We start from the raw sequence: 24,281 nt of genomic DNA, 5'->3' as shown, positions 1-24,281 counted from the left end.
AAGGCGTGCAGTGACGCCGGAACGAGTACTGCAACTCCTCGACGCACTGGAGCCATTGGATGTCTGGGTGGACGGCGGATGGGGCGTGGATGCGTTGGTCGGGCGCCAGACGCGGCCGCACGGAGACCTGGACCTCGGTGTGGTCAGGCCGCAGCTGGACCAGGTCGTGGAGGTGCTGGAAGGGCTGGGGTACGCCGTGACGGATGCACGGTTCGTGCAGGTCACCGTGCAGCTGGCGCATGCGGCCGAAGGGCATCGGGTGGACCTCCATCCGAGTACGCCGGTCGCCGGCGGTGGGACCGAGCAGCTCGACTTCGACGGGAACACCTATCTCATACCCCCCGCCGTCGAGGGCCGGATCGGTGGGCGGCTGGTGCGGTGTATGCCGACCAGTGCGCAGCTCCGGGCGCACCAGGGCTACCAGCTCAGGCCCGTGGATCTGCACGATATGCAGTTGCTGGAACAGCTCGGGTCAGGCTGACTTAGGGCATGGACGAGGTGGTCGCGGGCAATCGGCTGGTGTGGGAGCGGGCTTCTCAGAAGCACGTTCACGAGTACGACGAGTTGCTGGAGGAGGCTCGTGGGGAAGGCGGGCTCTTCGCTCGAGAGCGGGAGTTGTTGGGGCCGGTGCTGGCGGAGGGGCCCGTGGTGGTGCACTTCCAGAGTGGGCATGGGCTTGATGACGTCGCGCTGGTGAAGGCAGGGGCGAAGAGCGTCATCGGCGTGGACTACAGCTCCGTGGCGGCCGGCGCGGCGCAGCGGCGGGCGCGGGAGGTGGGGACGGCCTGTCGGTACGTCGTCGCCGAGGTTCCCGGCGTACCGGTGCGGGACGCGTCCGTCGACCTCGTGTACACGGGCAAGGGCGCACTGATCTGGATGCGCGACATCGACGCGTGGGCACGCGATGCCGCGCGCGTGGTGCGGCCGGGTGGAAATCTCTTCGTGTACGAGAGCCACCCGGCCGTACCGCTGTGGACCTGGGACGAGGACGAGCCGCGGATCCGGCCGGACCGGAGCTACTTCGCCGAGTCGCACATCAACGACACGTTCCCGGGCAATGGCGCCCAGGAGTGGCAGTGGACCCTCGGCCAGATCGTCACCGCGGTCACCACAGCCGGCCTACGGCTCCAGGTCCTCGAGGAGTACGCCGAACCGTTCTGGCGCCCGCAGGACGACACGAACGCCGCAGCGTGGTCCGGCCAGCTCCCCAACTCCTACGCACTACTGGCGCAGAGGCCCCTCTAGATAAGGCAGGAGTGCCGCCTCTTCGCGGTCCAGGTGGGCGTTGAGCTGAGCGATCAGCTCGTCCACCTGGTCCAGGACGTCTGCATCGACCAGCTGCTCGAGCTCAGCGAGCAGTACTGCGATCTGGTCGTGTTCCTTCTGCAGTACGGCGATGACGTCGGTCAGCTCCGGGTGCTGCTCGACCAGGACCGGGAACAACCCGGTCGACTCGCCGGTGTGGTGGTAGTGCAGGCCCTGGCAGACGGTCAGGCAGTTGATGCGGAGTTGCGCGCCCAGCGTCCCGGAGGTCGCGATCTCATGCCGAATCAAGGCCAGTTCCCGCCGGAACGCGGAGTGGATGGTCTTCAACATCTCAGCAAGAGACCCGCGGGCAGCAGGCGGTCCCGGTTGCTGGACCAGCGCCACGACCGGAACGGTCCGGGTCGTCTGCTTCTGGTACTCGCCCCACCCCGGATCGGCCTCGACGAGTCGGGCGAAGACCTCGTCCCGCTCGGCGCCACGCAGTACGACTGCCGTTGCCCGATAGTCGAAGAGCCCGAGGTCGACGCCGACCTCCGGATTCGCGAGCAGGTTGTGGTACCAGTTCGGGTGCTTCGGACTGCCGCCGGCCGAGCCGACGACGAGGACGCGGTCACCGTCCGGGTAGTACCCGAGGATCGCGGTGCGCGGCTGCCCGGTCCGCGCGCCAGTGGTTGTCAGGAGCAACAACCTGGAGTTCTCGAAAGGCCCGCCGACGCGCCCGTCGTTCGCCTTGAACTCCGCAATGAGTTGTGCGGTGAAATCGTTCAGGATTCGCTTCTCTCTGGTGTCGTGAAAAAGGGATTTGCAGACAGAGAGAAGCGGGCGGCGGGGCCCGCGCGGCGCTCAGCGCGCAGCCGGGACCCAACTCGTGAATGGCTCAAGGCCGACCCGGCAGTCACGCCGGAGATCGTACCCGGACCGCAGGGTCAGCCCAAACAGGAGACAATGTCTACGTGGCACTGCCCGACCGGCTCGTCCAGGCCGGGGTCGAACTCCTCGAGGAGGACGGCCTCGCCGACCTCACGCTGCGCGCGATCGCCCGCCGTACAGGCGTCTCGCACGGCGCACCGCGACGCTACTTCCCCACCCACGGCGCGCTCCTGGCCGCGATCGCCGCCACCGGACTGAAGGATCTCGCCGCCCGGCTCGAGACGACCGACGGAGCACCTGAAGAACAATTGGTGGCGGCTGCCAAGAGCTATCTGCAGTTCGCCGCCGAACGCCCCGGCATGTTCGACCTGATCTTCCGCCACGACATACTGGCCGGCGCCGGCGGCAACCTCCGCGCGACCTCGCTCCCGCTGTTCCAGAACTTCGTCGACCTGGTCGCCCGGATCCACCCCGACGACGCAGGCCTCCGCGCCACCGCCCTGTGGACAAACATCCACGGCCTCGCCACGCTCCGCGCCACCAACGCCCTGGAACTCCTCGGTACGACGGACCTCGAGCCGATCGTCCGGTACGTCGTCCACAGCCATATGCACTGATTGTGTACAGGTCGTCGCGATACGTCGTACTTCCTGCCGTCTTCGGGAAATCATTTCGGGAACCGGCGAAAAATCCTCACGAATGCTGTAACGGGCGGCACACTCCGCCGATAAACGGGTGAACGACCCAGCAGGGGGGACCTAGTGGGAAGTTCCGGTGTTTCTTCGGGACCACCGCATGTGGAGGGGGCCTCGCAGGTGCTCACCCGGGGCGGGGTGAGCACCTGTTCGAGGATCTGCCCCGGATCCGCTAGCCCTTGATCCCCACGTTCGCCATTCCTTCGACGAACCGCTTCTGGGCGAACACGAACAGCACGATCATCGGCAGCGTCGCGAGCGCCGTACCGGCCATCAGGTACGGCCACTGGATCTCCGCAGGGTTCTGAGAGAAGATCGCCAGCCCGAGCTGCAGCGGCCGCAGGTCGTCCGACGTGGTGATCATCAGCGGCCAGAGGAACCCGTTCCAGGCCGCCTCGATCTGGAAGACCGCGATCGTGATCAACGCCGGCTTGATCAGCGGGGTCATGATCCGCCAGAAGATCCCGAACTCGCCGAGCCCGTCGACCCGCGCCGCCTGCGCCAGCTGGTCCGGCAGCGAGACGTAGAACTGCCGCGCCAGGAACGTGAACAAGGGCGCCGCGCCGAGCGGGATGATCAGGCCCCACCACGAGTTCAGCCAGCCGATCCCGCCGTGCCCGAGGATGTTGTTGCCGCCGAACAGCGGGATCGACTTCACGATCAGGAACAGCGGCACCAGGATGATCTGGAACGGCACCAGCAGCAGCACGATGAAGTAGTTCAGCAGCGTCTTGCCGCCGCGGATCGGCAGCTTCGCCAGCGCGTAGCCGGCCGTCGTACAGACCGCCAGCGTGAACGCGGTCTCGCCGACCGCGATGAACAGGCTGTTGCGGAAGTACGTGAGGAACGGCGCGGTCTGCATCGCCTCGACGAAGTTCCGCCAGCGCAGCTCCGACGGCAGCCACCCGAACTTCGCGATCTCCAGGTTGCTCTTGAACGCGGTCAGCAGCATCCACACGAACGGCGTGATCATCAGGATCGCGCCGACCGTGAGGACGACGTACAGCAGGATCCGGCCGGGCCGGAGTACGGACGGCTTGGCCGCGGCCGCCGCCGGCAACGAAACGCTAGTCATTGACATCCGCCTTCTGGAGCAGGCGTCCGACGCCGATGAAGAGCGCGATCACGATCATCATGATCACGGTCTCGGCGGACGCGTAGCCGAGTTTCAGGTCCTGGAACGCGTTCTGATAGATGTCCATCACCAGCACGCGGGTCTCCGAGCCGGGACCGCCCTGCGTCATCACGTACACCAGGTCGAACACCTGGAAGGTGCCGACGATCGACGTGATCAGGACGAAGAACTGGACCGGGCCGATGGCCGGCCAGGTGACGTTGGCGAACCGCTGCCAGCGGCCCGCGCCGTCCAGTTCGGCCGACTCGATCAGATCCCGGGAGACGCCCTGGAGCGCGGCCAGGTAGATGATGATCTTGGTCCCGAGACCTTGCCAGATGCCGACCACCATCAGCGACGGCAGCGCGGTCGCCGGATCGGCCAGCCAGCGGTTCGGCGCGAACCCGAACAGGCTGAGGAACCCGTTCGCCAGGCCGGAGCCCGGGTTGTAGATCCACAGCCAGATGGTCGCCACCGCGACGGTCGCGGTCACGGTCGGGATGTAGAACGCGGTCCGGAAGAACCCCAGGCCGCGGATCTTCTGGTTCAACCCGATCGCGACCGCGAGCGAGATCGCCATCGAGATCGGGATCACCACGATCGCGTACAGCACGGTGTGCCACAGCGACGCCAGGAAGTCGACGTCGCGGAACAGGTCGGCGTAGTTGCCGAACCCGACCCAGGACCAGGTGTCGCCGAAGCTGTAGTCGGTCAGGCTGAGGACCAGCACCGCGATCACCGGGATCACGATGAAGACCGCCGAGTGCAGCAACGCGGGCGCGAGCAGCGCCCAGCCGGCCCGCGCCTGGCTGCGGATCAGGGTCCGGCTGTCCTTGGACGACGTCACCTTGCGGGGCGCGGCGAGCGCGGGACGTTCAAGAGTTGTACTCATCGGGACTGTCCTGCCAGGTTGTGCAGCACCTTGGCGGGATCCTTCTGACCGAGGACCGCCTGGGTGAGCTGGATGTCGAAGTTGCCGCGCATCTCGAGCCAGTTGGACGGCACTTCGTTCTCGTTGACCGCGTAGACCAGGCCGTCGGCGACGAACTGGCTCAACGGGTTCGACTTCGCCTGCGGCGAGTTGCTCGCGTCCTTGTACGCCGGGACCTTCTTGTTCAGCTTGGCGATCAGATCCAGGCTCGTCGGCTTGGTCATGGACTGGATGAACGACCAGGCCGCGTCCTTGTGCCGGCTGCGCGACCCGATCGACGCCAGGTCGCCGCCGACGTACTCGATCTCCTTGCCGCTGTTGAAGCGGAAGAACTTCAGGTCGTCGCAGTTCTTCTGCCCGATGCCGTCGGCCGAGCAGTCCACGCCGCCGTTGACGATGCCCATCGCGGCCTCACCAGTGAGCACGAGAGGCTGCTGAGCGGCGTTCGTCTGGCCGTACGGCTGGACGTTGTTGATCATCGACTTGATCCACAGCAGGGTGTCCAGGCCGGCCTTGTTGTCGAAGTTCGGCTCGCCGCCGACGTACAGCGGCGTACCGGTCGAGGCCAGGAAGGTGGTGAAGGACTGCCGGAAGCCGGTCGCGGAGGCGAGGTCGAAGCCGCTGCGGGTGATGTTGCCGCTCTTGTCCCGCTTGGTGAGCTTCTCGGCGGCGACCTTGATCTCGGCCAGCGACGTCGGCGGCTTGTCCGGGTCGAGACCGGCCTCGCGGAAGGCGCTCTTGCGGAGCGCGACGGCGCGGGCGTCCGCGACCAGCGGGTACGCGTACAGCTTCTTGTCGTACGTCACCGCCGGGATCAGCGCGGGGGTGCTCTTCTCCTTGATGACGTCAGGCGTCACGCCGTACTTGCCGAGGTCCTCGAAGATGTTCTTCGAGGCGAACGGCTGCACCCAGCCGACACCGGTGACCATCACGTCATAAGGGATTCCGGCCGCGATCGAGGTGGACATCTTCTCGTTGAGATTCTTGTACGTCGCGAAGTCCGGCTCGACCTTCATCTTCGGATAGGTCTTGTGGAAGTCGTCGACGACCTTCTGGAACGCCTCCCGGCCCTTGGTGCTGGGCGGGAACGACGGGACCAGCACCCGCAGGGTCCCGGTCGCCTCGGCCGGCGGCACCCCGTCGGTGCTCTCGTCGATCACCCCGTTGCCACAACTGCTGACCAGAACGCTGAGCGCTGCGGCCAGCAGGGTCAGTCCCACTCCACGTCTCACAGGGGAACTCCTTCGCTGACTTGTTCAGCCGGGGCCCGCGACCCCAAGTGCAGCGAAAGTATGGGAAAGGGCTTTCCTCGTCAATACCTTGGCGCTCGAATGATCACATTCGATCAGAACCGGAACACGGCGAGATTCTGTTCCGTCGTCGCGGTCCCGCAGGAGGTCCGGATGTTGAGCGTGGGAAGCAGGCTGAGGTGCTGCACGGGCATCGCCGGCGACTGGAGTTTGCGGAGCAACAGGTCGCAGGCGGTTTCGCCGAGGGCATGGCGCGGCGGGCAGACCGCGGTGAGCGGGACGACGGCCAGCGCGGCGGTGACGTCGTTGTAGGCGACGACGGCCAGGTCCTCGGGGACGCGGAGGCCGCGCTCCATCGCGCGCTCGACCAGGCGGGCGCCGTGCTCGTCGGAGTGGACCAGTACGGCGCGACTGCCGAACGACTCGCACTCGGCGAGGAACGCGTCCAGCTGGGCGACCGCGCCGGGGTCGTCGCCGCGCATCGGCAGGTCGACCGGCGAGAGGAACACCTCCACGCCGAGCGCCTTCGCGGCCGACTCGATCCCCCGGCGCAGCCAGTACGCCGTGACCGTGGCCTGCAGGTTGATCGCGATCCGGCGATGCCCGAGCGCCACGAAGTGCCGCAGCGCCAGCATCGCGCCGTACGCGTGATCGGTGCGGACGTGGTCGTACTCGCGAGCCACCTGGGGAAACCCGAACGCGCGCTCCATCAGCACGACCGGTACGTCGATGTCGTCCAGCCGCGAGTCGAGCCGGTCCGCGTCGCCGTCGCCGAGCGCGGTGCTGATCAGCAGGCCGGCGACCCCGATCCCGAGCACCTTGTCGAGCCGCTCGCGCTCGGTCGCCACGTCGTACCCGGAGACGCCGAGGACCAGGCGCGCGCCGTACCGGTCGGCCATCGCCTCGGCGCCGCGGATCACGTCGGAGTAGTACGACGTCGCGCTCGGTACGACGATGCCGATCGTCAGGCGGCTCCCGTGCGTCCCCTGCTCGGCGGTTCCGGTGCCGATCGCGCCGCCGTGCACCCGACGGAGCAGCCCGGCTGAGTCCAGTTCGGCCAGGTCCCGGCGTACTGTGATCGCGGAGACGCCCAGCTCGGCGACCAGGTCGGCCACCCGCAGCCGCCCGTGCCGGCGCAGGCTACGCAGGATCAGCTCGTGGCGCTCCTGTGCAAGCATGCAGTCCCCTGATCTCTACGTGATTGTTCGTGATCATACGATCAGGACCCGCCCGTACGGAACGAGGAGACGATCGGTGGAGAAGGCCAACCGGACGACCAGCGTGCTGTCGCGGCTCACGGTCGTCGGCGACCTGCTGATGCTGCAACTGGTCTTCGTGGTGATCAGTCTGGGCATCCTGACGCTGTTCCCGGCCGCGTTCGCGATGCAGCGGGTGGTGCCGGACGCGATCAGCCAGGAGAAGCCGAAGCTGATGCGGCGGTTCTTCCGGGAGTTCCGCTGGGCGATGAAGCAGTTCTGGCTGCCCGCGTTCGGCCTGTGGGTCGCTGCAGTGCTGCTGGCGTTCGGCCTCTCCTTCTGGGCGAACGCGCAGGGTCCGGTGCGGATCTTCGCGCTCGCCGTCCTGGTCCCGCTCACCGGAATGATCCTGGGGCTGTACCTGAGCGGGCTGGCGATCCTGCCCGCGGCGCCGGAGACCTCCACGTTCAAGTCGCTGTTCCGGTCCGCCAACCTGTTCCTGCTGCGCCGGCCGCTCCCCGTGGCCGGCGGGGTCGTCGTACTGCTCACCTGGTTCGCGCTGTCGTCACAGGTGCCGACACTGCTCCTTGTGGGGTCCGGACTGGTCCCGGCACTCACGGCGTACGCGCTGTCTCGACCGCCTCGAGAAAAAACTTCTGAAGACGTGTCAATCTGACCCCTCCTGGTTCGACGTAGAGGTGTAAGGCCACTACGACGAACTCAAGGAGAACCGGAATGTACGCGACGACCGACACCCTGGCGACTGCGCCGGCTGCGGAGGGCGGCCGCTCGCGCTGGCTGGCGCTCTACACCCTCTGCGCGGGCATGTTGATGATCGTGCTCGACGTGACCGTGGTGAACGTAGCCCTGCCGGCCATCCAGGACGACCTGGGCTTCACAAGCTCCTCCCTGGCGTGGGTGGTGAACGCGTACCTGATCGCGTTCGGCGGCCTCCTGCTCCTGGCAGGCCGGCTCGGCGACCTCCTCGGTCGGCGGAACGTCTTCACCGCCGGTCTGGTTGTTTTCACCGCCGCCTCTGTGCTCTGCGGTCTGGCTGAGTCGCAGGAGATGCTGGTCATCGCCCGCTTCATCCAGGGGGTTGGCGGCGCACTGACCTCCGCAGTGATCCTCGGCATGATCGTGACGCTGTTCCCCGAGCCGCGGGAGCAGGCCAAGGCGATCGGCATGTACGCGTTCGTCGCGTCCGCCGGTGGGTCGATCGGCCTGCTGGCAGGCGGCGTACTGACGCAGGCGATCAGCTGGCACTGGATCTTCTTCGTGAACCTGCCGATCGGCGTGCTGACCGTCGTACTGGCCGTGAAGCTGATCGAGAAGGACAAGGGCCTGGGGATCGGCAAGGGCACCGACGTACCGGGTGCGGTGCTGATCACCGCGGCGCTGATGGTCGGCGTGTTCACCATCGTCAAGCCGGCTGCTGAGCTCGGCTGGACCGCTCCGCGGACGCTGGTGCTGACTGCGGTGACGCTGGTGCTGCTGGCCGGATTCATCGTCCGCGAGGCGACCGCCGCCAACCCGCTGGTGCCGCTGCGGATCTTCCGCTCCCGCACCCTGACCGGCGCGAACCTGGTCCAGGCACTGTCCGCCTCCGGGATGTTCGGCATCTTCTTCCTCGGCTCGCTGTACTTGCAGCGCGTGCTCGGGTACGACGCTCTGGAGATCGGACTGGCGTTCCTGCCGACCACCGTGGTGATGGGGCTGCTGTCGGTCAGGTACTCCGAGAAGCTGGTGATGCGGTTCGGCCCACGCCGCCCGCTGATCTTCGGGCTGTCGCTGATCGTGGTCGGACTGGCCCTGTTCACGCAGGCACCGGTCGGTGGCAACTACGTCGTCCACGTCCTGCCGGTGCTGCTGCTGCTGGGTCTGGGTGGCGGCATCTGCTTCCCGGCTCTGATGGGCCTGTCGATGTCGGACGTGAAGCCCGAGGACGCCGGTCTGGCGTCCGGCCTCATCGGCACCATGGGCGAGGTCGGCGCCGCCCTCGGCCTGGCCGTCCTGGCCACCCTGTCCGCCACCCGCACCGCCGCGGTAGCCGACACCAAGCCCGCCCTGGACGCCCTAACCGACGGCTACCACCTCTCCTTCGCCATCGCCGCAGTAATCGTCGCCGCCGCAGTAGCCATCGCGGTCACCGTGATGCGCCCCGCCAAGCAGCCCGCCGAGGAGCAGACCAGCTCCGAAGAACTCCTCTGCGAAGCCGCCTGACCCACCGACCGAGCTCCCCGCGACCGCACCGGCCGCGGGGAGCTCGTCGTACTGCGGTTGTCCACAGGTGGATGAGGTGCGGTTTCGGGGTGGGGGGTGGGATGGGGAAGGATATGGGGCCTGACCGGGGCAGAATGCTCGGTGGTTGTCGTCGGTAGAGGGGAATCGAACGTGGTGGTGCAGTCGATCGAGCAGCGGATTGCCGGCGAGCTGGAGGTCGGTGAGAACCAGGTGCGGGCAGCGGTGGCGCTGCTGGACGAGGGGTCGACGGTCCCGTTCATCGCGCGGTACCGCAAAGAGGTCACCGGGATGCTGGACGATGCCCAGCTGCGCACCCTCGAGGAGCGCCTGCGGTACCTGCGGGAGCTCGAGGAGCGCCGGCAGACCGTGCTCGACTCGATCGAGAGCCAGGGGAAGCTCGACGACGCGCTGAAGGCGTCGATCCTGGAGGCCGACACGAAGTCGCGGCTCGAGGACATCTACCTGCCGTTCAAGCCCAAGCGCCGTACCAAGGCCATGATCGCCCGCGAGAACGGCCTCGAGCCGCTCGCCGACGGGCTGATGGCCGACCCGGACGTCGAGCCGATCGCCGCCGCCGCCGTGTTCGTGAACGCCGACGTACCCGACCCGCAGGCCGCGCTCGACGGCGCCCGGGCGATCCTCGTCGAGCGGTTCGCCGAGGACGCCGACCTGATCGGTGAGCTGCGCGAGCGGCTCTGGCAGCAGGGCCGGCTGGCCTCCACCGTCCGCGAGGGCAAGGAGACCGACGGCGCGAAGTTCTCGGACTACTTCGAGTTCGACGAGCCGTTCACGAAGATGCCGTCGCACCGGATCCTCGCGCTGTTCCGCGGCGAGAAGGAGGACGTGCTGACGATCACCGTCGAGCCCCTGCCCGCGGGTGTGGAAGCGGACGGGCCGACGGAGTACGAGACGACCATCGCCCGCAAGGTCGGCATCGAGAACCAGGGCCGCCCGGCCGACAAGTGGCTGGTGGAGACGGTTCGCTGGGCGTGGCGGACGAAGATCCTGGTGCACCTCGGCATCGACCTGCGGATGCGGTTGCGGCAGATCGCCGAGGACGAGGCGATCCGGGTGTTCGCGGCCAACCTGCGCGATCTGCTGCTGGCCGCCCCGGCCGGCACCCGCGCCACGATGGGTCTCGACCCGGGTTTCCGGACCGGCGTGAAGGTCGCCGTCGTCGACGCGACCGGCAAGGTCGTCAACACCGGTGTCATCTATCCGCACGTCCCGCAGAACCAGTGGGACAAGTCGATCGCCACCCTGGCCGCGCTGGCGGCCGCGCACAACGTCGAGCTGATTGCCATCGGCAACGGTACGGCGTCGCGCGAGACCGACAAGCTGGCGGCCGAGCTGATCGCCAAGCACCCGGAGCTCAAGCTCACCAAGGCCGTCGTGTCCGAGGCCGGCGCGTCCGTCTACTCCGCGTCGGCGTTCGCGTCCCAGGAGCTGCCGGGGATGGATGTCTCGCTGCGCGGCGCGGTCTCGATCGCGCGCCGGCTGCAGGACCCGCTGGCCGAACTGGTGAAGATCGACCCGAAGTCGATCGGCGTCGGTCAGTACCAGCACGACCTCCCGGAGAACTCCCTGTCCCGCTCGCTCGACGCGGTCGTCGAGGACTGTGTGAACGCGGTCGGCGTCGACCTGAACACGGCGTCGGCGCCGCTGCTCACGCGGGTCTCCGGCATCACGCCCGGGCTGGCGGACAACATCGTCCAGCACCGCGACGTCAACGGCCCGTTCACGTCGCGTACCGCGCTGAAGGAGGTCCCGCGGCTCGGGCCGAAGGCGTTCGAGCAGGCGGCCGGGTTCCTCCGGATCCCCGACGGCGACGACCCGCTCGACGCGTCCAGCGTGCACCCGGAGGCCTATCCCGTCGTACGGCGGATCCTCGACGCGACCGGCTCCGACCTGAAGTCGCTGATCGGGTCGGCGGAGCTGAAGCGGCTGAAGGCGGCGGACTTCGTCGACGACCTGTTCGGTCTGCCGACAGTGACCGACATCCTGGCCGAGCTGGAGAAGCCGGGCCGGGACCCGCGGCCGGCGTTCAAGACCGCGGTGTTCGCCGAGGGTGTGGACAAGATCGCGGACCTGAAGCCGGGGATGAAGCTCGAGGGCCAGGTCACGAACGTGGCCGCGTTCGGCGCGTTCATCGACATCGGTGTGCACCAGGACGGGCTGGCGCACGTGTCGGCGCTGTCGAAGAACTTTGTGAAGGACCCGCGCGAGGTGGTCAAGCCGGGCGACATCGTGATGGTGAAGGTGCTCGAGGTCGACATCCCGCGCCAGCGGATCTCTCTCACGCTGCGCCTGGACGACGAGCTGGGCTCGGGCGGGCGTCAGGCCGGGGGCCAGGGCGGCCGTCAATCCGGCCAGGGCCGCGCTCAAGGCGGTGGTCAGGGTGGCGGCCAGGGCGGTCAGGGGCGTGGCCCCGGCGGCCGCGGACCGGGTGGGCAGGGCCGTGGGCCCGGCGGGTCCGGCGGCCAGGGCGGTCAGGGTGGTCGCGGCGGCAACCGGGGGTCCGGTGGTCGTGGCAACCAGTCCGAGACGCCGATGGACGAGACCTCGCTCGCCGACGCGTTCCGCAAGGCCGGTTTTACTGTCCGCTGACGTCGAAGGGTGACGATCGGCTCCGACGTACCGGGTGAATCGAGCAAGGAGGATCCTGATGCGCGACCTGATCGTCACCCAGAACGTCACCCTCGACGGTGTGATCGAAGCGGGTGACTGGTTCGGACCGGCCGACGGCGGACCGGAAGTACTCGACGCGTTGCGCGAACAGATGACGCGAGCGGACGCGTTCCTGACCGGCCGCGTGACGTTCGAGCAGATGCGCGGGTATTGGCCTGCCCAGACGGACGATTCGTCGGGCATCTCGGCGTACCTGAACCGAGTCCAGAAGTACGTCGTGAGCTCGACACTGGACGATCCGGGATGGGAACCGACCACGGTTCTTCGCGGGCTGGACGACGTACGCCGCCTGAAGGACACCACCGGCGGAGACATCATCTGCACGGGCAGCATCGACGTCACCCACCAACTGATCGCGGCGGAGCTCGTCGACGAGTACCGCTTGTTCATCTACCCCAGCGTCATCGCCACCGGCCGCCGCCTCTTCCCGGACAACTCACCGCTGCCGCTGACGTTGACCGACTCTCGGTCCTTCCCTAGCGGCGTCGCCCTACTCACCTACCGTCGCGCGGCCCGTCACACCTCGACCTCGTAGCCGGCCGCCTCCACAGCGGTACGGATCGCGGCTGGGTCGACGGGCCGATCGGCGACCAGGGCAACCACTCCGGTCGGCAGATCCACTTGGACCGACTCGACACCGGGCAGCGTCTCGAGCTCCTCGGTGACGAACCCGACGCAGTGGCTGCACGTCATCCCCAGCACCCGAAACGTTGTCATGACGCGCTCACATCGCGCGTCGCCTGCGTCGTACGGCGCATTCGGCCGTCCGGGGCCAGCTCGCCGAACAGATACACCTCGGTCGAGATCTTCCGCCCGCGCCGCAGCTCCGCGTGGATCGTGAATCGCGCGGCCACCCGATCACTCGTGCGGATCGCCTCGTGCACGTCGTACGAGCAGGAGACCACGTTCTTCCGCACCGGTCGGAGGTGGTCGATCAGCCGCTGCCGGTCGAGCGTGATGCCGTCGGCGACCTGCTCGATGTCAGGCGTGTAGTACCGGTCCACGACCGTCGCCGCGTCGCCCCCTGCGACGACCTCCCGGGTGAACGACTCGAAGAAGTCCGCCACGAACTCCCGTGCGTTTAAATCTGACATGCTGTCAAAGATAAGCCGTTCCACTAACCTTGACAAGGTGTCAGAGAACAAGCCGGTACGACGCCGGCGCCGAGCGGACGCGGACCGAAGCCGTACGGCGATCCTGGCCGCGGCGATCGCCCTGCTCGACGAGCAGCCCGACGCGAGCCTGGAACGGATCGCCGAGGCGGCCCACGTCACCAGGCAGACCGTGTACGCGCACTTCTCGTCCCGCGACGTACTGCTGAACGCCGCCCTCGACGAACTCACCGCCGAGACGCTCGAAGCGATCGACGCACTCGACCTCGACGGAGGCCCGGCTCTCGGCAACGTCCTACGCCTCGTCGACCTGGCCTGGCGAACGTTCGAACGCCACCCGCTCCTGCTACACCTACCCCACAACACGCCGCCGGGCCGCACCCACGACGAGCGCCACGACCCGGTGGCGGACCGCTTCGAGCGCCTGATCCGCCGAGGTCAACGCGCCGGCGAGATCACCCGCGACCTCCCCGCCCACTGGCTGGTCACCACCCTCATCACCCTCGGCCACGCCGCCGGCGAATCCGTAGCCACCGGCCGCCTCACCACCCGAACCGCCAACAAAACCCTCCACACAACCATCACCCGCCTCCTACAACCAACCGAGAAGCCGCAGTAACCCCGCCCCCACACCACGCCCCCGCGCCACCGCACGCTCAGCCCCACCTCACGCCCCCGCGCCGCCGCCCCGTGCGGCATCACGCTGCCCCACGCCCTCGCCGCACCCGGCACCGGTGACGGCACCGCCGGCTTCGAGGCGAGGTGGCCGGCGGCAGTCGCCGTGCCCCGCCGCGGAGCCCGCCGCGCGCCGCACCGCTGCCCCGCCCCCGCATAACGCGTGCCCGGCGTCACGTCGCCCCACGCAGGCCACGCATCCGAATCAGCGTGGCGCCTCATCCGGGTCGACCCGGCGCCTCATCCGGGGAGCGGGGCGCTCTACCAGCGACTCGAAGGGCGCTTCGACGGTGGCGTCGGGGGCAGCACCGTTCCGTGCGGCGTTCTGCCCGGTGGGTTGTCCGGGTCTGCGCGGGCGACTCAGCTGGGACGCGGCGACTCGGGCGGCTCACCTCGGCGGCTCACCTCGGCGGGGTCATCTCGGGCGGGTCGACTCGGTGGGTCGACTCGGTGGGTGCCGGTGGGGTCGACGTGGAAGGTGAAGCCGTGGGGTGTGGTCCATTCGAGTGTCTTGTAGTCGATGCGGTGGACGGTCCAGCCGCGGGCGTGGGTCTTCACCCGGTGCCCGAAGCGGCCGAGAGGCGCGAGATTCTTGGTGCTTGTCTGCCCCGTGGGTCCATGGGGGTCGTACGGCTCGATGTGGTCGAGGTCGATGGTGTTGGTGGTTTCGCGCGTGCCGTACGGGAAGAGTTCGACGGGGTGGATGAGTTTGACGCGTTCGCGGATGGGGGTGGGAATCTCGTACGCGTCGACGCTGACCGCATCGTTCAGGTCGATCACGGGCTTGACGGTGTAGGGGCCGTAGCCGATGACCTCGGCCAATTGAGTCGCGAGCAGCGGTCCGATGGTTTCGGCACGCAGTACGCCGTTTCCGGTGGCGAGAGTGCGATCGGTGAGATGCACGACCACCTCGGTCTGCCCCGGACGTGCCTGACCTGTCCGTGCCCGTCCTGTCCGCGCCATCCCCGGGCGCAACTGTCCCTTGGTCTCGCCGACCGGTCGCGCTGGAGTCTCTGGGCGCGCGAGCTCGCCTGAGCTGCCCGGGGTACCTGAACTGCCGAGGCCATGCGGACCGCCTGGTTGGGGCTGACCGCTCTGGGCGTTGGGGTGGTGGGGGTAGCTCGGGTGAATGAGGTAGCTCGGGTTGGCGTAGGCGTCGTTCTTGATCTGCGCGAGCCGGGCGCGGAGCGACCGCAGTGCGGCAGCATCCATCGCCGGACCCTCGCCGGGTTCGTCGCGAACGGGGGCAACTTCGGCTGGTGTCCGTCGGTCGAACGGGTCGGTTGGTGGGTCGGGGTCATAGGGTGCGGTGGCTTCCAGCCACGGATCGTCCGGCGGACCCCCCGGCTCCAGCAGATCGGTCGACCTCGGCGACTCCGGCAAGTCCAGTGATTCGAGCGATCCCGGACGCTCAAGCGAGTCCGGTGGCGCGAGCGGGTCTGCTGGCTCGAGCACCACCGCGTTGTCCTGCACCGTTGGGCTGTCCTGAACCGCTGGGCCGTCCTGCACCGCCTGGTTGCCATGCCCCACCGCACCGTTCGGCACCGCCGCATCGTGCTGCGCCACCGCGTCGTTCCGCACCACTGGATGCTGCACCACCGAGTTGTCCTGCGCCGCCGCGTCGTTCGGCATCGCTGGGTTGTCGGGGGTTGTGGGGGTGTGCGGTTCGTGGTTGGTGTGCGGTTGGTGGTTGGGGTCTGGCTGGGTGGTTGCCGGGTCGGGCGGGGTTGGTTGGGGCTGGTTGTGGGCTTGGGTGAGGAGTTCTTGGGTGAAGCGGGGGTCGGCGAGGATGTCGATGGCTTCTGCGCGGCGGTGTTGGACTGGGCGGGTGTCGCCGAGTTTCTGGAGGGCTTCGGCGATGTCGGTGATGGTGGCGTTGCAGCGGTTGACGGCTGCGGCGGCGGCTTTGATGTAGATGGTTTTGTTGCCGTGGGCGTCGCCGCGGCCGATGTGCACGCCGCGGTCGTCGGCGGCGTCGGTGGCCTCGTCTGTGGCGCGGGTGGGGTCGGCGTGGTGGCGGGCGGCGCGGGCGATCTTTTCCAGCCGGTACGGGGAGATGGTGTCGATGATCGCGGCGACCTTGCGGTCGACGTATTCCGCGGCGGCGTGGTCGAGTTTTGTGCAGGCCCGGACGATTTGGCGGGCTTTCCAGGGGGTGGCGTCGCCGGCCTGGATGCGCGTCCAGGTGCGGGGGAAGCGGTGGCGTAGGGCGAGGGCGTCGGCGAGCAGGTCGCGGCCGACGCCGGGCGAGACCCCGATGACGACGGCGAACTCAGCGATCGCGAACTCGGCGATCTCCGGGCAGCCGTCACCGCCGAGCACCGCGGCGCGTTCGCGGCCGGCGCCGGCGCGGCGGGTCGGGCGGGGTTCGCAGACGGAGGGGTGGAAGCGGTCGGCGTAGATCTGGGCGCATTCCAGCAGCCGCGCGTCGGCCCGGCTGGCGATGGCGCGGCATTCGGCGGCGCCTTCCAGCAGGTCGCGGGTCGGGAGCGACTCCAGATCTTCCTCGAACATGTGTTCGATTCTATGCTTCATGGAGACAAGGTGCCAGGCTGTTTTCCCTTATCCACCAGGGGAAACATCACATGATCGGCGTGCCAGGAAACGTGTATGCAGGGAGTCAGCTAGGCCGGGGCGGTAATTGCGAAGACGTGGTCGGCGTGCGCGACCACGGCAGCGGCGCGGTCGGGGCAGTGGGTGTTGGCCCAGCGTCGCAGGCTCTCCAGGAAGCCGAGGAGGTCGGCCTGGAGCGAGCGGCGCAGTTCAGGCACCTCGCCGTACAGGACCCGCACCGGCAGTCCTTCGCGCACCGGCTCCGAACGCCAGTCCTCCGCACCGCGAGGCCAGATCGTCAGCCCGAGAGCGTCGCGTTCCGGCCATGGGCCGTCGTGCCCGACGTCCGGCCAACCGCCGCTCTCGACCCCGACCCAACTGCGCCAGTCCTCCAGCAGCACGCAGCAACCCGGATCGACCCGCGCTCCAGCATCGGTCAATCGGACCCCACCGAACACACTCCTGTCGCCGGCCAGCAGACGCTCAACAGACGCCCGCGGCGACGCAGCCTCCCCCACCCAGAGCTCGACAAGCCGATCCACCTGCTCATCGGACAGGCCCTCGCAAAGCCGGAGCCAGCCCGAGCCGTCCTCGGCGACAATCTCCGCCCGCACCGTCATGATCAGCGCAAGTCGGCCAGATGACCACCAGGATCGCCAAGGTGCACAGCCGTTGCCCTAGGCCCGTATCCCAGCCGCCGGTACACCCGGTCCGCACCGTCGTCCCCCGGGGTCAGCCAAGCGAGCGTCACCCCGCCCAGCTCGAACGCCTTCAACGTCGCGTACGCCGTCGCGATGCCACCGAACCCGCGCCGTCGATGACTGTGAACCGTCCCGACCCCCGCAACCTCGGACACCTCGTCGGCGACCGCGGTCCACGCCGCAGTCGCGACCGGTACGTCGTCGGCGTACACGAGAACTGCTCCGCCATCCAAAGGATCCGGCTTGAACGCGGAGCCGGCGGTATCCATCTCGTACGCCTCCGCCGACACCGCGTTCGCCACCTCTTGCTCCTCGTCCGACGCCACGACGCGCACCGTCACGCCGTCCGGGAGTTCTGGCACGACCAACTCGGCCGGTGAGACGACGAGCAGCGGCAGGCGGGACACGAGCGTCATCCCGTTCGCCGCGAGCGCCTCGGCCAGACCGGGGTTCGCCTCCTCGACCAGTTCCGCGCTCAGCCAGCGCCCTTCGGCCGCGAAAGCTTGGCGGATCGTGTCGAGCGCCCACGGGAGGTCGTCCGGCGAGAACGGCTGACCAGGTTCGGCCGCGAGCAGGCCGGACAGGTACCAGTCGTCCTTGTCGTGCAGCAGACCGGCGAGGGGCCCGGCGACCACCTGACGTTTCGATCGTGCGGCTCCGGTCAGTTGAGCCGCGGCGATCCGCGCACCGATCTCCATACCCAGGACCCTACGACCCTCGATGAACCAGCGCGACCGAGACAGCGAGAGCGCGGCCGGGTCAGGCGAGCTGGAGCAGGTCGAGAAGCCGGCTCAGGTCAGCGGGGCCTGGCGGACGGCCCAGCAGTACGGCGAGCGCGTCGAGAGTCGCGATCAACTCGCGCCGGGTGGCGGCTCGCGACCTTCCACCGGCCACCGCGGCGAGAACCCTGTCGACCCGCTCGGAGCCCGCCACCAGTTCGGCGCCGACCGACGGCGACGGTGAGGGAGCCTCGTCGCCGATGCGTACGTCGAGCCGCGCCCCGAGCGCAGTCGCGAGCCGGTCCAGCGCGGCGATCGTGGGATTTCCGCGCCCGTTCTCCAGGTTCGCGATGTACGGCACGGACAGGCCGGCGTCGACGGCGACCGACGCGATCGTCCGCCCGGCCGCCTTCCGCCGATCGCGCAGGACGTCACCAAGCTCCATACGACCTATCTTCACAGAACACTCTTGCCGTTGTCTATCTCGACAAGATAGATTCCGGCGGCGTGAGGGACTTCCGGCGGCTATGGTTCAGCGGCGCGATCTCAGGGATCGGGTCCTGGCTCCTGGTGGTCGCGATTCCGTTCCACGTGTTCGCGCTGACCGGGTCGGCGGTGGCGACCGGGCTGACCTTGGCACTGGAGGCCCTTCCGGCGCTCCTCATCGGCCCGTGGGCCGGCGTACTGCTGGACCGGTGGAACCTGGCCCGGGCGATGTGGATCGCCGATCTCGTCAGCGCGGCCGCGGTCGGACTGATTCTGTTCGCCGACCGCGACCACGTCTGGCCGATCTACCTCGCGATCCTGCTCGAGAACACCGCGACGACGGTCTTCCGTCCGGCCGCCCGCGCACTGCTCCCGGCGGTCGTCGGCACCGGCAAGGAACTGGCCACCGCGAACGCGATCACCGCCTTCACCAGCAGCGCGATCCGCCTGGCCGCACCACCGCTCGGCGCGCTGTTGCTGGCCGGCCCCGGGATCAGGTTCGTGCTCGCCGTCGACATCGCCAGCTACTTGTTGTCAGCAGCAACCATCGCGACGGTCCGCACCCGCCGGCACGCGACCACGGGCGCACCACCACGACCGCTCGAAGGATTCCGCGCCACGATCCGGCACCGCGCCCTGCGCGGCATCCTCGTCGGCCAGACGGTCTTCCTCACCGCGAACGCCGGCCTGACCGCGCTCCTCGTACCGTTCACCGTCAACCGCTTGCAAGCGCCCGGGTACGTCGTCGGCTACCTGATCTCCGGCCTCGGCGCCGGGTATCTCATCGGCGCCGCCCTGAGCACGAAAGCCGCCCGCCTCCTCGGAACCCGCGAACTCCTCACCCTGACCCAACTCGCCACAGCCGCAGCGTTCTTCGGCCTCTTCAACGCCCCGAACATCCCGGTGGCGATCGTCGGCGCGGCCCTCATCGGCCTCCCCGGCAGCATCCTCCTCATTACTGCCCAGACCACCATCCAGCGCGCCGCCCCACGGGAAGTGCTCGCGAGCGTCAGCGCGATCTTCTTCGCCGCCGACTCGCTCGCACTGCTCATTGGTGCGCTAGCAGCACCCGCGACCACGATTGCACTCGGTCTGCCCGTCACGCTCAACGTCATCGCGGGACTCGCCGTCTGCGCCGCAGGGCTCACACTGCTCGTCGTACCAAGGCATCCAGCGAGCTTCACGAGGAGCTGAGCGCGTCGTACCTGGCCCGTGCAGTGGCGATCTCCGACTGATGGGTCTCGGTCCAGGTGACGAGTGACTGGATCGTCGCGTGCAACGTGACGCCGAGCGGGGTGAGCTCGTAGTCGACGCGCGGCGGCACGACCGGGTGGACGGTCCGGCTGACCAGGCCGTCACGTTCCAGCTGGCGCAGCGTCACCGTGAGCATCCGCTGACTGATGCCGTCGATCGTCTTCTTCAGCTCGGTGAACCGCATGCACCGGTTGTCCAGCAGCGCAATCACCAGCAGAGACCACTTGTCGCCGATCCGGGGAGTCTCACGTGTCATCAACCGTCACCCTGGAGCGGCTGACCGGCCGCGCCTGGGCCGTTCTGTTTGTCCTTTGCGGCGCGATCTTCCTGGAAGGCATCGACGTCTCGATGATGGGCGTCGCGCTGCCGTCCATCCGCGCCGAGCTCGGCCTGACCACCGGCGAACTGCAATGGATCGTCAGCGCCTACGCCCTCAGCTACGGCGGGTTCGTGCTGCTCGGCGGTCGCGCCGCCGACCTGCTCGGCCGACGCCGGATGTTCGTCGGCTGGCTGGTGGTGTTCCTGCTGTTCAGCGGCCTCGGCGGGTTCGCCACCGAGGGCTGGGTACTGATCCTGGCCCGCTTCGTCACCGGGATCGCGGCCGCGTTCATGACCCCGGCCGGCTTGCGATCATCACCACGACCTACCCGGACGGACCCCAACGCAACCAGGCTTTGCTTGTGTACGCCGGGACCGCCGCCGGAGGCTTCTCGCTGGGTATGGTCACGGGCGGACTGCTCACCGCGATCGACTGGCGATGGGTCTTCTTCGCGCCGGTGATCGTCTCGGCCGTCATCCTGGCCGGTGCCGTCGCGCTGATCCCCCGGGACACCGCGCGAACCGTGCACCGCGGCGGCTTCGACCTGGCCGGGGCGCTGACGCTGACCGGATCGATGTTGTTGCTGGTGGCAACCGTAGTGCGGGCGCCCGACGTACCGGCCGCACAGACAGTGGCCACCGCTGCCGCCGGGCTCGTATTTCTCGGAGCCTTCGTGACGGTCGAGCGGCGGGTCGACGCGCCGTTGATCAGGCTCGGACTCTTGCGGAACGCGGCCCTGATCCGGGCGAATCTCGGCGCAATCCTACTGGTCGGATCGTTCGTGGGATTCCAGTTCATCGCGGTGCTCTACCTGCAGGAATTGCGTGGCTGGTCCGAGTTGGAGACCGGATTGGCCCTGATGGTGATCGGCATCGACGCCGTTCTCGCCCCGACCCTCACGCCGTGGCTGGTGACCCGATTCGGCAACGGTTCCTGTTGCTCGGGCTCGCCTTCGCGCTCGCCTATGGGCCGTTGACGATCGCCGCGACCGAGCGGGTCGCCGAGGAGGAGCAGGGGCTGGCGAGCGGCGTACTGACGACGCCGTTCCAGTTCGGATCCGCACTCGGACTGGCCGCGGTGGCGGCGGTTCTGGCGGCGGGCGACGAACTGACCGCCGGCGGATTCCGCACCGGGCTCGCAGTACCCCTGGCGGCCGCTGTGCTCGGTGTTGTGACGGCCTGCATTCCGGTGCGTGAGCGCGCCGGTGCAAACAGTTAGCAGGACATCCACATTTCTTGCCCGTCGAACAATTCGCGACGCCGAATCGTTATCTGCAAATAGCTGCAACCATTCTTGACAGAGTTTCCGGGTCGCCTGACGGTCCGACTGAGAGGGCGTTGACCTGCGCGTTCGTAGGGTTTCCCTACTCTGCGTTAGGCCTCTGTAAAGGTCCCTACCAAAGTGTTCCGAAGGTGCCCACCAGTGAGGTGTTCTTTATCTCAACGCCGGACAAAGCCGTCCGGCGTAGGACCTAGACGCCGAAGGAACTGCGATGACCGAGACGCTGGAGACCCCAACAACGCACCGTCGCGTGCGGGTCTGGTTCGGCGCTCACCCGATCGCGGATCACACCGCCATGGCGGAGCAGGCAGTGCAGTACGAGGAAGCCATGCGCCGCCGGTTCGCGTCCCTCCGGGTGACGAGCGAGCCGGTGCTGGTGGACGCAGACCGATGACCACCCGGCCGACGCTGCTCGGGTACGTACGGGCCGACGCGCTGAGTTGCGCGGAGGAGCTGGCCGCGGCGACCGATTCACTCGTCGCCTTCGCCAGCGCCGAGGGGTTCACCCTCGGAACCGTCTACACCGAGCGCGATGCGGCCGAGTCCGCGGCGTTCCACGCGCTGCTCGACGAGGTGAAGCGGTCCGAGGTCCACGCTGTCGTCGTACCGACCATGAACCACCTCGGGTTCGGCAGCACCGGCGGCACTCCGGCGGCGATGCGGCAACACCTCGAGTTCCACCAGGCGCACGTCTGGGCGGCCGACTCGAGATAACTCCACACAGGCAAGCGGAGCTGACGTCTTGACCCCTGCATCGGCGTCGGTTCCGCTCTCCACCTCCACAGCTGCACCGGGGATGCCCGGGCGGTAGTGGACCACCAAGGCCCCACCGGCTGCTACCGGTGGGGCCTTGTCGATGCTCAAGCGACGTACCTGGTCGGGCATGCTCAAGCGACGATCTTGTACCCGTACCGCTTCATCACCCCGGCGACCGCGGTGTTGAAGATCCCGGTCACCTCGAGCTTGAAGTGCAGCTGCACCTTCCGGATCACCCGCTGGAAATGCAGGTGCCACGGTACGCCGGCCGCCGGCACCGTCTCGGCCTTCGTGATCGCGCCGACCCGCGGGTGCGCCGCCCAGGCGATCACCCGGGCCCGGTCCGCGCCCCACACGCCGGTCATCGCGTCGTGCGTTCGCGCGTACTCCATCGCGGCCAGCGAGATCGTCGAGTCCGGCACCGGCTCCTTCGGCGGGTGCGCCTTCAGGTAGAGCTCCCAGGTCATCCCGTAGTACCCGGGCGGCCCGTCGTCCGGGCCGCGGTCGGCCAGCCCGTTCCGCTTCCGGTGATACTCCGCCACCTGATGCGCGGCGCCGCGGGACAGGTCCTTGTCGCCGACCGCGATCGCGTGCACGTGGTACGGCCAGTTGCCCTGCGCGGGTGTCCGCAACCAGGCAGCGAACCCAACCTGCCGGAGCGCCTTCACCACCGCGACCCGCTGCGCGGCGCTCTTCGTCCGTACGTCGATGTCGACCGCGCCACCGCCGTCGTGGGTACCGGCCGAGGCGTCCACGCCGCCGGCGTTGTACGACCCCTGCAGGATCGCGAACTTCGAGTGGTACAGCTGCTCCGCGGCCTCGGCCATCGCCACGGTGCGTTTGTTCATCGTGAAGCCGCGCCAGGAAATCCTTGCCTCAGGCATCTTTTCCACCGGCCCCGGCCCCGAGGATCCGCTCCGCGTCCTCGGCCGCGCCGAGCGCCTCCAACTCGTCCAGCTGCTCTTCGGTCAACTCGTCGTCGAACCCTTCCGGCATTGCTGTTCCTTCCCCCTTGGTGCCCGCGCACCGCGAAAATCGCGAACCAGCCTAGGCCGCTGTCAGGTCAGGTACTACCGGCGAAGGTTTGAGGAACGTGAAGTTTTCCGACCGGATCGCGTGCCGGGGTGTGTGCGGAGCCGCGAAGTGGGGTACCTGTAGGTGGTCCCGCGGTTCGGTCAGTGCCATTCGGGCATGGGTGGTGTTCACCGAGCCGCGAGTTCTCCCACTGAGGGGCGGGAGAACGACCGGCCCGGCGGGTGTGTCTCTCCCAGGATGCGCCCGCCGAGGTCCGGAAAGTTCAGAGCGCCGACGCGACGAACAAGTACCTGTTCAGGCTGAAGAAGTAGCTCGCGCCGAGACCGCGCAGATCGTCCGCCCAGGCAAGCGCCTCCTCCTCGGTCACGCCGGCATGACCGGGGACGAAGTCCGACACGATGTCGATCAACCCGCCGCTGTACGTGTGCTGGTCGTACGCCGTGTTGAGGATCGGCACCACCTGCTGATGGGTCGGCGTGAAACCGGTCTTCGCCAGTACGTCGGCCAGCGTCCGGGGCAGATGCGGATCCGCCAGGTGGTCCTCGAACGCGGTCAGTACACGGGCCATCCGCTCGTCGTCACTCGATCGCCAGACCACCGAACCCCAGTCTGTGTCCAGCAGTACGACGCGACCCGCCGGCCGGAGCACCCGCCGTACCTCTTCCAGTGCGGCCGCGACGTCGTCGACGTACTCGAAGACCTGGGTGGACACCACCACGTCGAAGCTCTCCGCGGGGTGCGGGATCCGCGCGACCGAGCCGAGTTCGAGTTCGAGGCCCGGTCCGCCGGGGACGTCGGCGCGGGTCCGGGCGATCGCCAGCATGCTCTCGCTGATGTCGATCCCGCAGATCCGCCCGCTCGGTCCCACCTCGCCGGCCATCTCCGCGGCCAGTAGCCCCGGCCCGAAGCCGACGTCCAGCACCCGGTCGCCGGGCCGCAACGCCAGTGCCGCCCGCACCGCCCGACGCTGCTCGACCATGTCCGACGTGGTGTAGACCGCTTCGATCTGCCGGGAAACTTCCGCGTCGAACTGCAACCCGTCCTGGTCAACCTCTCCGCCCATGCCCAACATCATGATCCTCGATCCCGCCGCCGGGGAGGGCATTTCCAAATCAGCTGAATGCCCCGGGTTGCCC

At 68.3% G+C, this 24,281-nt stretch carries 26 protein-coding genes and 1 pseudogene; 13 read left to right on the top strand and 14 right to left on the bottom strand.

Features of this window, described 5'->3' with window-relative positions; genetic code table 11:
- Positions 1-10 precede the first annotated feature (10 nt).
- Positions 11-481, top strand: coding sequence for a nucleotidyltransferase domain-containing protein (locus EV647_RS12355; protein WP_134002283.1), 471 nt, complete (start codon positions 11-13; stop codon positions 479-481).
- Positions 482-489: 8 nt separating this feature from the next.
- Entirely contained in the window at positions 490-1,245 is a 756-nt protein-coding gene (locus tag EV647_RS12350) for a bifunctional 2-polyprenyl-6-hydroxyphenol methylase/3-demethylubiquinol 3-O-methyltransferase UbiG (RefSeq protein WP_134002281.1), read from the top strand.
- Here the strand turns inward: EV647_RS12350 and EV647_RS12345 are convergent.
- Positions 1,222-2,010 (bottom strand): nitroreductase/quinone reductase family protein, encoded by a 789-nt coding sequence (locus EV647_RS12345; protein ID WP_255517909.1) that lies wholly within the window; start codon positions 2,008-2,010, stop codon positions 1,222-1,224. The genes EV647_RS12350 and EV647_RS12345 overlap by 24 nt on opposite strands.
- Positions 2,011-2,219: 209 nt before the next feature.
- Between EV647_RS12345 and EV647_RS12340 the strand changes: the two genes are divergently transcribed.
- Entirely contained in the window at positions 2,220-2,753 is a 534-nt protein-coding gene (locus tag EV647_RS12340) for a TetR/AcrR family transcriptional regulator (RefSeq protein WP_238177168.1), read from the top strand.
- A 250-nt stretch (positions 2,754-3,003) separates the two neighbouring features.
- Here the strand turns inward: EV647_RS12340 and EV647_RS12335 are convergent, their stop codons facing one another.
- The 4 genes from EV647_RS12335 to EV647_RS12320 form a co-directional block, all read right to left on the bottom strand.
- Positions 3,004-3,906: a carbohydrate ABC transporter permease gene (locus EV647_RS12335; protein ID WP_134002274.1), complete on the bottom strand. Its 903-nt coding sequence runs from the start codon at positions 3,904-3,906 to the stop codon at positions 3,004-3,006.
- On the bottom strand, positions 3,899-4,837 hold the full coding sequence (locus EV647_RS12330) for a carbohydrate ABC transporter permease (RefSeq protein ID WP_134002272.1): 939 nt from the start codon (positions 4,835-4,837) through the stop codon (positions 3,899-3,901). The genes EV647_RS12335 and EV647_RS12330 overlap by 8 nt, the downstream gene beginning before the upstream one ends.
- On the bottom strand, positions 4,834-6,108 hold the full coding sequence (locus EV647_RS12325) for an extracellular solute-binding protein (RefSeq protein WP_134002270.1): 1,275 nt from the start codon (positions 6,106-6,108) through the stop codon (positions 4,834-4,836). The genes EV647_RS12330 and EV647_RS12325 overlap by 4 nt, the downstream gene beginning before the upstream one ends.
- A gap of 113 nt (positions 6,109-6,221) precedes the next feature.
- Entirely contained in the window at positions 6,222-7,304 is a 1,083-nt protein-coding gene (locus tag EV647_RS12320; RefSeq protein WP_134002268.1) for a substrate-binding domain-containing protein, read from the bottom strand.
- Positions 7,305-7,380: 76 nt separating this feature from the next.
- Here EV647_RS12320 and EV647_RS12315 point away from each other — a divergent pair, with 76 nt between their 5' ends.
- The 4 genes from EV647_RS12315 (at position 7,381) to EV647_RS12300 (ending at position 12,789) form a co-directional block, all read left to right on the top strand.
- Positions 7,381-7,998, top strand: coding sequence for a DUF624 domain-containing protein (locus tag EV647_RS12315; protein ID WP_238177167.1), 618 nt, complete (start codon positions 7,381-7,383; stop codon positions 7,996-7,998).
- Positions 7,999-8,057: 59 nt separating this feature from the next.
- Positions 8,058-9,545 carry a DHA2 family efflux MFS transporter permease subunit gene (locus EV647_RS12310; protein WP_134002264.1) on the top strand — a complete coding sequence of 496 codons (1,488 nt, stop codon included), beginning with the start codon at positions 8,058-8,060 and terminating at the stop codon, positions 9,543-9,545.
- Positions 9,546-9,716: 171 nt separating this feature from the next.
- Positions 9,717-12,173 carry a Tex family protein gene (locus tag EV647_RS12305; RefSeq protein ID WP_134002262.1) on the top strand — a complete coding sequence of 819 codons (2,457 nt, stop codon included), beginning with the start codon at positions 9,717-9,719 and terminating at the stop codon, positions 12,171-12,173.
- A 58-nt stretch (positions 12,174-12,231) separates the two neighbouring features.
- Complete coding sequence (locus tag EV647_RS12300) at positions 12,232-12,789, top strand: dihydrofolate reductase family protein (RefSeq protein WP_134002260.1); 558 nt, start codon at positions 12,232-12,234, stop codon at positions 12,787-12,789.
- On the opposite strand, the gene EV647_RS12295 is transcribed toward EV647_RS12300, so the two are convergent.
- Together EV647_RS12295 and EV647_RS12290 are read right to left on the bottom strand one after the other, a co-directional pair.
- Positions 12,771-12,971 carry a heavy-metal-associated domain-containing protein gene (locus EV647_RS12295; protein WP_134002258.1) on the bottom strand — a complete coding sequence of 67 codons (201 nt, stop codon included), beginning with the start codon at positions 12,969-12,971 and terminating at the stop codon, positions 12,771-12,773. The two genes, EV647_RS12300 and EV647_RS12295, sit on opposite strands and share 19 nt — an antisense overlap.
- Positions 12,968-13,348: a nuclear transport factor 2 family protein gene (locus EV647_RS12290; RefSeq protein WP_134002256.1), complete on the bottom strand. Its 381-nt coding sequence runs from the start codon at positions 13,346-13,348 to the stop codon at positions 12,968-12,970. Before EV647_RS12290 ends, EV647_RS12295 begins: the two co-directional genes overlap by 4 nt.
- Before the next feature lie 37 nt (positions 13,349-13,385).
- Between EV647_RS12290 and EV647_RS12285 the strand changes: the two genes are divergently transcribed.
- On the top strand, positions 13,386-13,985 hold the full coding sequence (locus tag EV647_RS12285; RefSeq protein WP_202876149.1) for a TetR/AcrR family transcriptional regulator: 600 nt from the start codon (positions 13,386-13,388) through the stop codon (positions 13,983-13,985).
- Between the two features lie 416 nt (positions 13,986-14,401).
- Here EV647_RS12285 and EV647_RS12280 read toward each other — a convergent pair whose 3' ends face one another.
- From EV647_RS12280 to EV647_RS12265, 4 genes are all read right to left on the bottom strand, one after another.
- Entirely contained in the window at positions 14,402-16,555 is a 2,154-nt protein-coding gene (locus EV647_RS12280; protein ID WP_134002252.1) for a hypothetical protein, read from the bottom strand.
- A 110-nt stretch (positions 16,556-16,665) separates the two neighbouring features.
- Positions 16,666-17,214, bottom strand: coding sequence for a hypothetical protein (locus tag EV647_RS12275; protein ID WP_134002250.1), 549 nt, complete (start codon positions 17,212-17,214; stop codon positions 16,666-16,668).
- A 2-nt stretch (positions 17,215-17,216) separates the two neighbouring features.
- A complete protein-coding gene (locus tag EV647_RS12270; protein WP_134002248.1) occupies positions 17,217-17,993 on the bottom strand; it encodes a GNAT family N-acetyltransferase in 777 nt (258 codons plus the stop codon).
- A 61-nt stretch (positions 17,994-18,054) separates the two neighbouring features.
- A complete protein-coding gene (locus EV647_RS12265; protein WP_134002246.1) occupies positions 18,055-18,459 on the bottom strand; it encodes a helix-turn-helix domain-containing protein in 405 nt (134 codons plus the stop codon).
- A 62-nt stretch (positions 18,460-18,521) separates the two neighbouring features.
- On the opposite strand from EV647_RS12265, the gene EV647_RS12260 reads away from it, so the two are divergent.
- The gene (locus tag EV647_RS12260) at positions 18,522-19,694 is read left to right on the top strand and encodes an MFS transporter (protein ID WP_166680301.1); all 1,173 of its coding nucleotides are present in this window, start codon (positions 18,522-18,524) and stop codon (positions 19,692-19,694) included.
- Here the strand turns inward: EV647_RS12260 and EV647_RS12255 are convergent.
- Positions 19,681-20,010 carry a helix-turn-helix domain-containing protein gene (locus tag EV647_RS12255; protein WP_202876148.1) on the bottom strand — a complete coding sequence of 110 codons (330 nt, stop codon included), beginning with the start codon at positions 20,008-20,010 and terminating at the stop codon, positions 19,681-19,683. The genes EV647_RS12260 and EV647_RS12255 overlap by 14 nt on opposite strands.
- 92 nt (positions 20,011-20,102) lie before the next feature.
- Here EV647_RS12255 and EV647_RS42950 point away from each other — a divergent pair.
- The 4 genes and pseudogenes from EV647_RS42950 to EV647_RS12240 all read left to right on the top strand — a co-directional run bounded on the left by EV647_RS42950 (position 20,103) and on the right by EV647_RS12240 (position 22,068).
- A pseudogene (locus EV647_RS42950) lies at positions 20,103-21,049 on the top strand (MFS transporter).
- Positions 20,977-21,291, top strand: a complete 315-nt coding sequence (locus EV647_RS42945; RefSeq protein ID WP_238177164.1) for a hypothetical protein — start codon at positions 20,977-20,979, stop codon at positions 21,289-21,291. Before EV647_RS42950 ends, EV647_RS42945 begins: the two are co-directional and overlap by 73 nt.
- A gap of 274 nt (positions 21,292-21,565) precedes the next feature.
- On the top strand, positions 21,566-21,748 hold the full coding sequence (locus EV647_RS12245) for a hypothetical protein (RefSeq protein WP_131295223.1): 183 nt from the start codon (positions 21,566-21,568) through the stop codon (positions 21,746-21,748).
- Positions 21,745-22,068 (top strand): hypothetical protein, encoded by a 324-nt coding sequence (locus EV647_RS12240; RefSeq protein WP_134002242.1) that lies wholly within the window; start codon positions 21,745-21,747, stop codon positions 22,066-22,068. The genes EV647_RS12245 and EV647_RS12240 overlap by 4 nt, the downstream gene beginning before the upstream one ends.
- Before the next feature lie 173 nt (positions 22,069-22,241).
- Here EV647_RS12240 and EV647_RS12235 read toward each other — a convergent pair whose 3' ends face one another.
- The gene (locus tag EV647_RS12235; RefSeq protein ID WP_134002240.1) at positions 22,242-22,994 is read right to left on the bottom strand and encodes a hypothetical protein; all 753 of its coding nucleotides are present in this window, start codon (positions 22,992-22,994) and stop codon (positions 22,242-22,244) included.
- Between the two features lie 413 nt (positions 22,995-23,407).
- A complete protein-coding gene (locus EV647_RS12230) occupies positions 23,408-24,208 on the bottom strand; it encodes a methyltransferase domain-containing protein (protein WP_134002238.1) in 801 nt (266 codons plus the stop codon).
- Between the last annotated feature and the right edge of the window lie 73 nt (positions 24,209-24,281).

It is taken from the genome of Kribbella sp. VKM Ac-2566, assembly GCF_004366005.1.
In the GTDB taxonomy this organism is placed as follows: domain Bacteria; phylum Actinomycetota; class Actinomycetes; order Propionibacteriales; family Kribbellaceae; genus Kribbella; species Kribbella pratensis.
Note: the sequence above shows the minus strand (reverse complement) of the source record. Positions and strands in the feature narration are given on the sequence as shown.

Coding starts and splice junctions, on each gene's coding strand:
- EV647_RS12350 (WP_134002281.1), top strand. CDS start 490: ATGGACGAGGTGGTCGCGGGCAATCGGCTGGTGTGGGAGCGGGCTTCT.
- EV647_RS12335 (WP_134002274.1), bottom strand. CDS start 3,906: ATGACTAGCGTTTCGTTGCCGGCGGCGGCCGCGGCCAAGCCGTCCGTA.
- EV647_RS12330 (WP_134002272.1), bottom strand. CDS start 4,837: ATGAGTACAACTCTTGAACGTCCCGCGCTCGCCGCGCCCCGCAAGGTG.
- EV647_RS12320 (WP_134002268.1), bottom strand. CDS start 7,304: ATGCTTGCACAGGAGCGCCACGAGCTGATCCTGCGTAGCCTGCGCCGG.
- EV647_RS12310 (WP_134002264.1), top strand. CDS start 8,058: ATGTACGCGACGACCGACACCCTGGCGACTGCGCCGGCTGCGGAGGGC.
- EV647_RS12300 (WP_134002260.1), top strand. CDS start 12,232: ATGCGCGACCTGATCGTCACCCAGAACGTCACCCTCGACGGTGTGATC.
- EV647_RS12295 (WP_134002258.1), bottom strand. CDS start 12,971: ATGACAACGTTTCGGGTGCTGGGGATGACGTGCAGCCACTGCGTCGGG.
- EV647_RS12290 (WP_134002256.1), bottom strand. CDS start 13,348: ATGTCAGATTTAAACGCACGGGAGTTCGTGGCGGACTTCTTCGAGTCG.
- EV647_RS12280 (WP_134002252.1), bottom strand. CDS start 16,555: ATGTTCGAGGAAGATCTGGAGTCGCTCCCGACCCGCGACCTGCTGGAA.
- EV647_RS12275 (WP_134002250.1), bottom strand. CDS start 17,214: ATGACGGTGCGGGCGGAGATTGTCGCCGAGGACGGCTCGGGCTGGCTC.
- EV647_RS12270 (WP_134002248.1), bottom strand. CDS start 17,993: ATGGAGATCGGTGCGCGGATCGCCGCGGCTCAACTGACCGGAGCCGCA.
- EV647_RS12265 (WP_134002246.1), bottom strand. CDS start 18,459: ATGGAGCTTGGTGACGTCCTGCGCGATCGGCGGAAGGCGGCCGGGCGG.
- EV647_RS12255 (WP_202876148.1), bottom strand. CDS start 20,010: ATGACACGTGAGACTCCCCGGATCGGCGACAAGTGGTCTCTGCTGGTG.
- EV647_RS12245 (WP_131295223.1), top strand. CDS start 21,566: ATGACCGAGACGCTGGAGACCCCAACAACGCACCGTCGCGTGCGGGTC.
- EV647_RS12240 (WP_134002242.1), top strand. CDS start 21,745: ATGACCACCCGGCCGACGCTGCTCGGGTACGTACGGGCCGACGCGCTG.
- EV647_RS12235 (WP_134002240.1), bottom strand. CDS start 22,994: ATGCCTGAGGCAAGGATTTCCTGGCGCGGCTTCACGATGAACAAACGC.
- EV647_RS12230 (WP_134002238.1), bottom strand. CDS start 24,208: ATGGGCGGAGAGGTTGACCAGGACGGGTTGCAGTTCGACGCGGAAGTT.